Genomic DNA, 11,739 nt, shown 5'->3' with positions numbered 1-11,739 from the left:
CTGGGTGCCCAACTGGAGGCGATGATCACCGACCCGGTCTACGAGGGCAAGTCGCTGGCCGGCCTGATCGACCTGGTCACCTCCGGCGAGATCGGTCGCGATTCGACCGTGCTGTATGCCCACCTGGGCGGGCAGCCGGCGATCAACGCCTACCACCGGCTGTGGCCCTGATCGTGCGATCGTAACCGGCCGATCATTGCCGTCGGTGCTAGTCGGGGCGCATAATCGCCGCAGTGCACGGACGGAGGCCGCAATGAAGTACGACTACGACCTGTTGGTGGTCGGCAGCGGTCCGGGCGGCCATCGTGCCGCGATCGCCGCCGCCAAACTGGGTCACCGGGTGGCCATCGTCGACCGTCGCCAGATGCTCGGCGGGGTGTGCATCAACACCGGCACGATCCCGTCCAAGACGCTGCGCGAGGCCGTCCTCTATCTGACCGGCATGCATCAGCGCGACCTGTACGGCGCGTCCTACCGGGTCAAGGACGAGATCACCATCGCCGACCTGACGGCACGCACCCAGCACGTGATCGGACGCGAGACGCAGGTGGTGCGCAACCAGTTGCTGCGCAATCACGTCGTGCTGTACAGCGGGGACGCCTCGTTCGTCGATCCGCACACCATCAAGGTGGAGGGGGCGGATCATCACACGGTCAGTGCGCATCGGATCGTGCTGGCGCCCGGCACCGAGCCGGCGCGTCCCGATAACGTCGAGTTCGACGACGTCAACGTGGTCGACTCCGACGGCATCCTCGACCTGCAGCGGGTGCCGGGAACCATGGTGGTGGTCGGTGCGGGCGTGATCGGCATCGAGTACGCGTCCATGTTCGCCGCGCTCGGCACCCGAGTGACGGTGGTCGACGCGCGGCCCTCGATGCTCGACTTCTGCGACGCCGAGATCGTCGAGTCGCTGCGGTTCCACCTGCGCGACCTGTCGGTCACCTTCCGGTTCGGCGAGACCGTCGAACGGGTCGAGCGCAGCACCCACGGCACCATCACCACACTGGGCAGCGGCAAACGGATCCCCGCCGACACGGTGATGTACTCGGCCGGACGCCAGGGCGCGACCGTGGCGCTCGCGCTGGAGAACGCCGGGCTGGAGGCCGACCGGCGCGGCCGGATCTCCGTCGACCAGCACTTCCGCACCGCCCAACCGCACATCTACGCCGTCGGCGACGTGATCGGCTTCCCGGCGCTGGCCGCGACCTCGATGGAGCAGGGCCGGTTGGCCGCGATGCACGCGATGGGGGAGCAGCCCGGCGGGATCACTCCGCTGCAACCGATCGGCATCTACACGATTCCCGAGATCTCCTACGTCGGGAAGAGCGAGGATGAGTTGACCGGCGAATCGGTGCCCTATGAGACCGGCCTGTCCCGCTACCGGGAGTTGGCCCGCGGCCAGATCGTCGGCGACTCCTACGGCATGCTCAAGCTGCTGGTGCATTCCGTCGACCGCACCCTGCTCGGCGTCCACGTCTTCGGCACCGGCGCCACCGATCTGGTGCACATCGGCCAAGCCGTGATGGGCTGCGGCGGCACCGTCGACTACCTGGTCGACACCGTCTTCAACTATCCGACCTTGTCGGAGGCGTACAAGGTGGCCGCCCTGGACGCCACCAACAAACTCCGAGCCCTCAGCCGCTTCCAGGAGATCGCCGGCTGACCCCACCGAACCCGGTCACCGGGGACGGTTCCTTTGGTCACCGGAGACGTTTCCCGTGACCGTCCCATTCCCGTTCAGAGGAGAGGGTTGGGTACCTCTTCGCCCGCACGGACGGGGCCAGGTGGCGTCCCGTCACCGAACGGTCGCCCACCCAGCGAGTCGCGTCCGTGCGGGGTGAGCCAACCCGAAAGATCAGGCCCCTTCGGCACGATGCCGTGCGGGTTCAGATCGCGATGAACGATGTAGTAGTGCTGCTTGATCTGGACGAAATCGATCGTGTCGCCGAAGCCGGGCGTCTGATAGAGGTCGCGGGCGTAACCCCACAGCGCCGGTAGTTCGATCAGCTTGTTCCGGTTGCACTTGAAGTGGCCGTGGTAGACCGGGTCGAACCGGACCAGCGTGGTGAACAGCCGGACGTCGGCCTCGGTGATCGCGTCACCCATCAGGAACCGCCGGGTGCTCAGCCGTTCCTCCAGCCAGTCCAGCGCCGTCCAGAGCCGGTCGTAGGCGGCGTCATAGGACTCCTGGCTACCGGCGAAACCACAGCGATAGACGCCGTTGTTCACCTCGGTGTAGATCCGGCGCATCACCTGTTCCATCTCGTCGCGAAGCTCGGACGGCCACAGGTCCGGGGCACCCGGGCGCTGGAACTCGGTCCATTCGGACGCCAGGTCGCGGGTGATCTGGTCGAAGTCGTTGGTGACCACCTCCCCGGTGGCGATCTCGACGATCGCCGGCACGGTGATGCCGCGCGGATAGCCCGGGAAGCGCTTCTCGTAGGCGTCCTTCAGCTTGTGGATGCCCAGCACCGGGTCGACGCCGCCCGGGTCGAGATCGAACGTCCACGAGTCGGCATCGTGGGTGGGGCCGGGCATCCCCACCGACAGCACGTCCTCAAGGCCGAGCAACCGGCGGACGATGAGCGTCCGGTTCGCCCATGGGCAGGCCCGCGCGGCGATCAGTCGATAGCGGCCGGGTTCCACCGGCCACTCGCCGGGCCTCTGCGGTGCGGCCACGACGCGGTCGGTGATGTAGGTGCTGTCGCGGACGAACTCCTTCCCCGGCATTGAGTAGGTCCCACCCTTGCTGTGTTCCTCGTGCTCGCTCACGTCCGCTCCCTTCCGCCGCCCACCTTAGGACGCAGGATCCAGATCCCTGATCGAGCCCGGATGACGTGACCCGTCATCCCAGCGAACGCCGGGATCTCCGCCTCGACTTGCGTACCGATCGACTTGCGTACCGATCGAGATCCCGGATCAGGCCCGGGATGACGTGGCCGAACCAGTCCGAACCGGTCCGGGGTTCAAGCCGAGATGTCGGTGTGTAGGCGCACCAGCTTGACCCGGGTGGTGTCGTCGATGCCGATCTCCTGATGTCCGCCGTCTGCGGCCCAACCGGATTCGGTCAGGAAGCGGCGCAACGCATCGTCGGTGGAACGTACCCACCAGGTCGCCCGTTCGAATCCGTCGGCACGCAGCGTGTCCATGCAGGCGTTCAGCAGGCGCGATCCGTGGCCTGAGCGTTGCGCGGCCGGATCGATGGCGAACTCGGCGACGATCCCGTCCTCACCGGGGTCGGCGTCCGGGTCGTCGCTCGGCCCGAGCGCGGCGAAGCCGACCACGCGGTCGTCGGTGACGGCGACCAGCACCCGGAACTGGGCCAACGGCGGACGGACGATCGCCGCATGCCACGACTGGGTCATCTCGTCCAGGTCGACATCGGCCAGGACTGGGCCTGCCACGTCGGCGGGCAGTTGCTGGTGCCACGCCCGTCGTTGGATCGTCGCGATCTGGGCGGCCTCGACGGGCAGGGCCAGGCGGACGGAGTCGGCGATCACGGGTTCATGATAGGGATCCGCTCGCGCCGCACCCAGTCGGCTGAGTTGGGCACCGAGGTGGCGACGATAAAGTGACCGACGTGCGTGAGTCCCTGAAGACACCCCCCAAACTGGCCAAAGACGCATTGCGCGTGATCCCGCTCGGCGGGCTCGGCGATGTCGGCCGCAACAGCACCAGCTTCGAGTTCAACGGTCAGCTGCTGCTGGTCGACTGCGGCGTGCTGTTCCCCTCCGACGACCATCCCGGCGTCGACCTGATCCTGCCGGGGTTGCACCTGCTCGAGGAGCGGTTCGACGACATCCAGGCCCTCGTCCTGACCCATGGTCACGAGGATCACATCGGCGCCGTGCCCTACCTGCTGCGCAGCCGTCCGGACATCCCGGTGATCGGCTCCCGGCTGACGCTCGCCCTGGTCCGCGAGAAGCTGCGCGAGCACCGGCTGCGCGACGTCGACCTGCGCGTGGTCACCGAGGGCACCCGGATCAAGGTCGGCGAGTTCGACCTCGAGTTCCTCGCCGTCAACCACTCCATCCCGGACGCGCTGGCGGTCGCGATCCGGACGCCCGCGGGCCTCGTCCTGCACACCGGCGACTTCAAGATGGACCAGCTGCCGCTGGATCACCGTCTCACCGACCTGCGCGGCTTCGCGCGGCTCGGGGAAGAGGGCGTCGACCTGTTCATGGCCGACTCCACCAACGCCGAGACCCCCGGCTTCACCACCCATGAGCGCGACATCGAACCGGCCATGGAGCGGGTTTTCTCCTCTGCCAAGCAGAAGCTGATCGTGGCCTGCTTCGCCTCGCATGTGCACCGCGTCCAACAGGTGCTGGACGCCGCCGTGCGGCACGGCCGCAAGGTCGTCTACATCGGTCGGTCGATGGTTCGCAATATGACGGTGGCGCAGGAACTCGGCTACCTGAAGGTGCCCGCCGACACCCTGATCGAGCTCAAGCAGCTCGAGAACTACCCCGATGACAAGGTGGTGATGGTGTCCACGGGCTCGCAGGGCGAACCGCTGTCGGCGCTGTCCCGGATCTCCAACCACGAGCATCCGGTGGTGAAGGCCGGTCCCGGCGACGTGGTGCTGCTGGCGTCCTCGCTGATCCCGGGCAATGAGAACTCGGTGTACCGGGTGATCAACGGACTGGTCCGCAACGGCGTCACCGTGGTGCACAAGGGCAACGCCTTGGTGCACGTCTCCGGGCACGCCTCGGCGGGCGAGTTGCTCTACTGCTACAACCTGATCCAGCCGCGCAACGCGATGCCGGTGCACGGCGAGATCCGGCACCTGATCGCGAACGGCGACCTGGCGGCGGCGACCGGGGTGCCGCGCGAGCGGGTGATCGTGGTCGAGGACGGGGGAGTGGTCGACCTGGCCAAGGGCAAGGCCCGGGTCGTCGGCAAACTCGACTGTGGCTACATCTTCGTGGACGGCTCGACCGTCGGCGACATCGGCGATGCCGAGCTGAGCGACCGCAAGATCCTCGGCGCGGACGGTTTCATCAGCGTGGTGGTCGTGGTGAACCTGCATTCGATGAGCCTGGTCAGCGGCCCCGACATCCATGCCCGCGGTTTCGTCGAGGACGATTCGGTCTTCGACGGGGTCAAGGGGCAGATCACCAAGGCGGTGATGGACGCGATGGCCGACGGCTCCGAGGACGTCCGCGGCCTGCAGCAGGTGGTGCGGCGCACGGTGGGCCGCTGGGTGAACAACACCTATCGCCGGCGTCCGATGATCCTTCCGGTGGTGGTCAGCGCCTGAAACCGGTCAGTTGTACCCGTCCGGGCGGACTTCGACCACCTTCCAGCCGGCGTCGTCGAGTGTGACCACGACGTAGCCGGTGGAGTCCAGGGATAGGTCTTGATCGTCGACCGCTCCCATCCGGTTGTGGAGCCAGCAGCGGAGCGCCTCGCCGTGGCTCACCACCAGCGGACGGCTGGCGCCCGATTCGAATACCGTTGCCAGCGCGGCGTCCATCCGGTAGAGGAACTCGTATCCGGATTCTCCGCCGGGCACCCGGACGTTGAGTGCTCCACGGGCCCAGCTGTCCACGATCGCCACGAAGTCGGCGCCATAGTCGCGCGCGGGCCGGCCTTCGTACGCACCGGCACTGATTTCTCTCACGCCCGGAAGGCCGAGGACCGACGTCCCCCTGCCGATTGTGAAGGCCTCGGCGGTCTCAGTCGCCCGAGCCAACGGCGATGCGTACACCGCGTCGAAATCGCGCACTCCCAACGCCTGCGCCGCCAGCCGGGCTTGGTCCGCGCCGTGCGCGGTCAGCCCGTCGCCCGGAACGGCCGTGCTGAGTATCCCGCGTACCGACGAGATCGACTCACCATGTCGCAGCAGGGTGAGGGTGACGGCTGCGAAGGACGCGCTGTCCCTCCGCGCGGAAGGTGCCGGCAACGGCGTGGAACAGCCGGCGAGCACGGCGAGGCTACCGATCAGTGCCGCACGGCGAGTGAGGGCCACGGCTGGACCCCCTTTCCGGTTGTTCGGGCGTGCGAGGGCGTCAGTCGTCGACGGGCTCGTAGCCCGACCGGAACTCGGCATCCGGGACCGCCCAGGAGTTGCCGGGCGGTGCCGTAACGATCCACATGCCCGCACGAGCTGTCATCGGACCCTCGAATGAGACCACCACCTCGTCGGCAGTCGCCTGCCTGGCCACCACGACGCCGACGCGGCGGTAACGGTCAGCACTCAGGTGCTCGTACAACCGAGGAAACTCAGCGACGTCAACTCCTCGCCCTGAGCCGTCCGGACCCACGACCCACCAATCACCCGGGTCGGAATGCAGGAACTCTCCGTTCGATGTCGTCCAGTCGCGCGGCGACATCAGGCGGTACGCCGTGACGGATCCTCTCCGCCGGTACGGCCGAGCCGGCCCGGGAACCCCCGGGGAGGGCGCGTCGTCCGCGCGCCGGATGTGCGTCACGCACCAAATGATAGGCAACGCTGGCCCGGGTGCCGAGGGGGCCGCAGATTCTCACAAACCGTTGACGTCAACTACTTGACGTGCCAGACGGGCTGGGTGTGGAATGTGCGCACGCGATATCCGGGTCGTGGGGGCGTCCCGGAACTGCGCTGGAAAAGCGCTGTCGTGTGTTCTACGGGGGGAACATGAGAAATGTGGGTGTATTTTTGCTTGCCTTGGCAACGATGACATTGGCAGGCTGCATGCAGGCGCCGTCCGAGCAGATCACACCGCCGCCTACCGCCGAAGCTTCACCGCAGCAGGCTGTTTTGTCTGAAGTCCTGAATCCACAAGCGACAACCGGTCCTGCGGCTTCCTGTGCGCCCGGGCAGTTCGCAGACTCTCGAGGGATTTGTCTTCCCTGCCTGGATTACGAGGGGTGCTTCACCAAAAGCTCGGATATGTACTACTTCCTGAACACCGGTGTGGAACTGATTCACCGCTTCGGTGCGAGTGAATTTCCCACCGTCGATACCTCAGCAAAATGGCTCTTTGTTCGGACCGGCGCGACTGGCGATGAAGGATGTACCGATGGGGCCGGGGGCCGCGCCAGGTACAACGACAAGTCCTACGAATACTGTCCGTCCGACCGCCGGGTGTATGTCGGTGAACAGAGCATGTGGAGGTACTACACCGACCATGGAGACGCCGCTCCGATCGTTGGGCTTGCCCACGAGTGGGGCCACCATCTCCAGAACCTGGCGGGAATCGTGGTGCGTGCCGATCACCAGCGCGAAGACATCCTGGCGCAGGAGATACAGGCTGATTGTGTCGCGGGAGCCTGGGGAGGCTGGGCGAACAGGCAGGGAATCATGGATGCCGAGGACGACCTCAAGGACGTCGGGTCCTTAATGCGGGTCATCGCCGACTTCGGCCCGACCCGGCAACATGGCGACTTGGACGAGCGGATCGAGGCGTTCAGCACCGGTTACGCGCAGGGAGTCACAGCCTGCAACAAGTACGTGCCGCACGCACCACTGGTTCAGACAGCCGCCTCGCCGTCCGGATCGACCACACCTTGACGCCATGACGGGACCGCAACTACCGACGGCCGCCTGGCGTTACGACGCATTCCTCTCCTACAGCCACCACGACCGGTTGCTGGCGCAGGGGCTGCAGCGGACGCTGGAGCGGATCGCTCGTCCGTTCGGACGACGTCAAGCGCTGCGCGTGTTCAGAGACGACACCGATCTCACGGCCAGCCCTGATCTGTGGGGCGGCGTCGTTCAGGCGATGGATCAAGCGCGCTACTTCGTCCTCGTCATGTCGCCGTTCTCGGCGAAATCGGTGTGGGTGAATCGCGAGCTCGAGCACTGGCTGCAAACGCGGGGGCCAGGCTCCGTGCTCCTGGTTCTCGGGCAGGGCGCGGTTCGTTGGCATCCGGCTCATTTGGGTTTCGTGCCCGAATGGTCGGATGCCGCGCCCCCGGTCTTGACCCAGCCAGGCGTCCTGCCGCGAGAGCCTGCCTACCTGGACGTCAGCCACAACGGCCCGTGGGATTCGCGTTCGCCCGCCTTCCGAGCACAGGTGACCGGCCTGGCCGCGGCGATTCACCAGGTTTCGCGGCGGGATCTGGAAAACGAGGACGTCAAGGAGTCGAAGCGACGCTCCCGGGTCCGCAGTGCGGTGACTGTTTCGATGGCGGTACTGACGGCGATCTCAATGATCCTGGCAATCCAGTTGGGCGTCAGTGAACGCGGCGCCCGCGACTCTGAACAGGCTGCGAACGATGCGAGGGCGATCTCGGAGGCGAGACGGCTCGCCGGGGCCGCCGAATCGGTGCGTGGCGGCAACAATGCGCTGGCCATTGGACTGGCGCGCGAGGCGGTGGCGGCCACCAGCGTTCCCCGGCCCGAAGCGCTGCAAGCCTTGGCCAATGCGAAGGCGGCCTTCGCGGAGGAACCACTGCAGCGGGTACGTGCGCCGATCCAGGCTCACAAAGGTTGGATATCCGGGGTCGCGGTCGGGACGGACCTGGATCTCTTCGTGACCGGAGGATGGGACGACGGGGCTGTTCGACTGTGGAGCCGAGCGGCTCACGGCCAGGTTGGGAGCGATCTTCAAGAGCCGTCCGATGTACCGATCAAGAGTGTGGCGATGAGCGATGAACGGATCGCCGCCGGGCGTGGTGCCACCATCCTGCTGTGGAACGCGGGGTCGCGAGAGCGCCTGCCGGCGATCCCGATCGCCGGGGTCTCCGCGGCGAGTCTCACCTTCGCTCCGGGTGGGCGTCTGCTGGCCTGGGCCGAGAACGGCCGAGTCGTCATCCGTGACCTGGAAACCCAGACGACTTCACGGACCATTCCCCTGACCGACGACACGGTCGAGGACATCGCCTTCAGTCGCGACGGCAAGACTCTCGCCATCGGTACAAAAGGTGGTGTTGTCGCCGTATATCAGGCGTCGAGCGGAAAGCGTGTGTTCAGCGCAACGATCAAAGACGAGACAGCTGTCGCTGTTGCGTTCCGTCCTGACGGCGAGAATATTCTTGCCGTGGGAGCGACCGACAGGATGATCCATCTCTATGACATGAAAGGGCGCGAGACGGGCACATTGTCGGGTCACAATGACTCGGTGTTCGGAGTGGCTTTCACCGGCGACTCCTATTTGGTGTCTGGATCAGCCGACGGAACGGTTGGACTGTGGGATGTCGATCTGGAAGAGGCTGTGGGGCAGCCTCGAGCGCAAGGCGGGATCATCACCGGCATCTCCTTCGACGTGGATGGTCATTGGCTCGTTTCGTCGGATCGAGATGGTGCGATCGTGATGTGGGACTATCGAGCCGTGCCGTGGCAGGTGCCCAAGGTGGCGACCCTGGATGTGGCCAGTTCTGGCGATGTGGTCACCGGAGGCGGAGATCAGGCGTCGGTGTGGCGGGCAGGAAAGAGGCTGCGGACTATCGATGTCGGCACAAAGGTGTATAGGGCGAGGTTCTTGCCAGGCGGAAGGCAGTTGGTCACCGCAGGCTTGGGACAGGCACTAGAGATCTGGCAGACCGACAGTGGTGAGCGGGTCGGCACTTTGCCGGCGGGAAAGGGCCAGTCGACGACCAATGACCTCGCGGTGAGTCCCGACGGACGTTGGCTCGCCAGCGCGAGTGACGAAAAGACGATCAGTGTGTGGGACGTCGCGACGCGACAGTTGCGCTATGCCGAATCCGATGACGACCCGCTGCACGCGGTTGCACTGAGCAAGGAGCTTCTCGCTTACGGCGGACGGTCGGACACGGTGGTCGTGCGCGACATCGAGGACCATCACGTCGTGTGGCAGAAGGCGCGGTCTGACTGGGTGATGGACATTGCCTTCAATCCGGAGGGCAACCAGCTGCTGGTCGGTTGGGCGGACGGCACGGTCAGCCTCTTCGACGCAGCGACAGGCGACGAATTGCGTACGTTCCGAGGGCTTCGCGACCGCGCGTTCGAGGTGGCTTTCTCGCCGGACGGCGAGCTGATCGCTGCCGCTGCTCGTTATGACGGGATCCGGGTGTGGAACGCGAAGGATGGTGCCGTGCTGGCCAGGCTTCTGCAGGCGCCACCCGATCCGGGGCCGTTCCGCGTCTCCCTCCCGGAGGTTCGGACGGTGCGGTTCAGTCCCGATGGTCGCGGCCTTGTCGCGGGCGACGCTCATGATCTGCGAACATGGACCGATCTGCTGGACGCCTCCGTCGGTTGTGAGACGGCAACAAGGTACGTCGCTCGCGCCCAAATGGAGCCGTACTTGGCCGCGGATGCCACGACGGTCTGCGACTACTCGCCGTAGCCGTCGGGGTCGCCAGGGGTCGGAGACGAGCCCGATTAGGCGCCCCGGCGCCCTCTCGGGTATCTTTGACGAGGCCCTCGTCGTGGGGCCCGTTTCCCAAGCAATCAAGGAGTTACCAGTGGCTGCCGTGTGTGACATCTGCGCCAAGGGCCCAGGCTTTGGCCACAACGTGCCCTGGTCGAAGAAGAAGACCAACCGTCGGTGGAACCCGAACATCCAGCGCGTGCGCGCGGTGGTGGGCGGCACCCCGAAGCGGCTGAACGTCTGCACTTCGTGCCTGAAGTCCGGCAAGGTCACCCGCTGACCTGACCGGCACGCTCAAGGACCCGCTGCGGCGGGTCCTTCTGCTTTCCCGGCCCGTGCTCAGTCGGCCCGGCGTGCCATCTCGTCGAGGATCCAGCGGGCCGTCTCCCGCGGGCACGCGCCGGGGTCACCGAAGCTGACCCCGAAGATGCCGGTGACCTCGGTCAACCTGGGGACGCCGTGCAACGCGAGGATCTCGTCCGCCTCCGCCGCGTACTCGTCGCGTGGGGCTCCGGTCGCGATCAGCCCCACCGGGTCGGCCTCGGCCAGGATCTCAATCAGTTGGTCACGGGTCACGGGCATGGTGCAGAGCCTAGAGGTTCCCCGCCGCCGAGGCGGACGTCGGTCGAGCTTGTCGAGGCCCTCTGCAGCAACGCCGAGCGGCCCAGCCCGCGAGATCCCGGGCGAGCCCGGGATGACGAGGATGCGCAAGGTCATCCTGGGTGGGTTCGAGACCAGGACGACCCGCCCGGCGAAACGTGTCAGAGGCTCCGGTTAGCATGCCGACCATGGTGAGGTGGCAGACGCAGGCGTACCGCGAACTGCACACGCCGGTGGCCGACGTGCTGGGCGCCCGGACGGCGAAGGAGTTCGAGAAGCTCCGGGTGCGCACCGTCGGCGACCTGCTGCGGCATCTGCCGCGCCGCTACCTGTCCGGCACCGAACTGACCGACCTGGCCACCCTGGAAGAGGGCGAGCATGTCGCGGTGATGGCCCGGGTGAGCCGCACCAACGTGGTCCGCGGCGCGGGCGGCTACTCCGGCCAGTCGCGCCGGGGTGGGCGTCCGAGCCGACTCGAGGTGACGCTGACCGACGGGCACGGCTACCTGGCGGTCACCTTCTTCGGCCGCGATCACCTGGTCGAGTACTGGGAGCGCGAGCTGGGCAAGGGGGTGCGCGGCATCTTCGTCGGCAAGGTCGGCCGGTTCCGCGACCAGCTGCAGCTCACCCACCCCGAGTTCGTCATGCTGGACGCCTCCGGCGCCATCGTCGGCTCGTCGGAGGAGAAGCAGCGACTGGCCACCATGAGCCGTTCCGGGCTGGTCGGCATGTATCCGGCGACCGCCAAGCTGCCCACCTGGAAGGTCGCCGAGTGTTGCCGGCTGGCCCTCGCCACGCTGTCCGGCACCGACGACCCGTGGCCCGACTGGGTGCTGGACGAGGCCGACGTGATGCGTCAGGCCGACGCCTTCGCCGCCGT

At 66.7% G+C, this 11,739-nt stretch carries 9 protein-coding genes and 1 pseudogene; 6 read left to right on the top strand and 4 right to left on the bottom strand.

The genetic code is table 11. The features are described from left to right. Window positions 1-253 precede the first annotated feature (253 nt). Entirely contained in the window at window positions 254-1,663 is a 1,410-nt protein-coding gene (gene sthA / locus Q0066_RS07310; RefSeq protein WP_298131582.1) for a Si-specific NAD(P)(+) transhydrogenase, read from the top strand. Between the two features lie 74 nt (window positions 1,664-1,737). On the opposite strand, the gene Q0066_RS07305 is transcribed toward sthA, so the two are convergent. Beyond that, window positions 1,738-2,730, bottom strand: coding sequence for a glutathione S-transferase C-terminal domain-containing protein (locus Q0066_RS07305; protein ID WP_298131584.1), 993 nt, complete (start codon window positions 2,728-2,730; stop codon window positions 1,738-1,740). A 236-nt stretch (window positions 2,731-2,966) separates the two neighbouring features. Next, the gene (locus Q0066_RS07300) at window positions 2,967-3,500 is read right to left on the bottom strand and encodes a GNAT family N-acetyltransferase (protein WP_298131580.1); all 534 of its coding nucleotides are present in this window, start codon (window positions 3,498-3,500) and stop codon (window positions 2,967-2,969) included. An 80-nt stretch (window positions 3,501-3,580) separates the two neighbouring features. Between Q0066_RS07300 and Q0066_RS07295 the strand changes: the two genes are divergently transcribed. Next, a complete protein-coding gene (locus tag Q0066_RS07295; protein WP_298131579.1) occupies window positions 3,581-5,263 on the top strand; it encodes a ribonuclease J in 1,683 nt (560 codons plus the stop codon). A 6-nt stretch (window positions 5,264-5,269) separates the two neighbouring features. Here the strand turns inward: Q0066_RS07295 and Q0066_RS07290 are convergent, their stop codons facing one another. Next, complete coding sequence (locus tag Q0066_RS07290) at window positions 5,270-5,974, bottom strand: histidine phosphatase family protein (RefSeq protein ID WP_298131577.1); 705 nt, start codon at window positions 5,972-5,974, stop codon at window positions 5,270-5,272. 657 nt (window positions 5,975-6,631) lie between these two features. On the opposite strand from Q0066_RS07290, the gene Q0066_RS07285 reads away from it, so the two are divergent. The 3 genes from Q0066_RS07285 (at window position 6,632) to rpmB (ending at window position 10,539) form a co-directional block, all read left to right on the top strand. After that, complete coding sequence (locus Q0066_RS07285; protein WP_298131575.1) at window positions 6,632-7,498, top strand: neutral zinc metallopeptidase; 867 nt, start codon at window positions 6,632-6,634, stop codon at window positions 7,496-7,498. 4 nt (window positions 7,499-7,502) lie between these two features. Continuing rightward, window positions 7,503-10,235 carry a TIR domain-containing protein gene (locus tag Q0066_RS07280; protein ID WP_298131573.1) on the top strand — a complete coding sequence of 911 codons (2,733 nt, stop codon included), beginning with the start codon at window positions 7,503-7,505 and terminating at the stop codon, window positions 10,233-10,235. A gap of 118 nt (window positions 10,236-10,353) precedes the next feature. Continuing rightward, entirely contained in the window at window positions 10,354-10,539 is a 186-nt protein-coding gene (rpmB, locus tag Q0066_RS07275; protein ID WP_298131571.1) for a 50S ribosomal protein L28, read from the top strand. A 59-nt stretch (window positions 10,540-10,598) separates the two neighbouring features. On the opposite strand, the gene Q0066_RS07270 is transcribed toward rpmB, so the two are convergent. Beyond that, entirely contained in the window at window positions 10,599-10,841 is a 243-nt protein-coding gene (locus Q0066_RS07270; RefSeq protein ID WP_298131570.1) for a hypothetical protein, read from the bottom strand. Window positions 10,842-11,047: 206 nt separating this feature from the next. Between Q0066_RS07270 and Q0066_RS07265 the strand changes: the two are divergent. After that, window positions 11,048-11,739 (top strand): annotated as a pseudogene (locus Q0066_RS07265) (ATP-dependent DNA helicase RecG); the annotation flags it as partial.

It is taken from the genome of Micropruina sp. (assembly GCF_027492755.1).
Taxonomy (GTDB): Bacteria; Actinomycetota; Actinomycetes; order Propionibacteriales; family Propionibacteriaceae; genus Micropruina.
The sequence above is the reverse complement of the archived record's forward strand: the minus strand, read 5'-3'. Positions and strand labels throughout refer to the sequence as shown.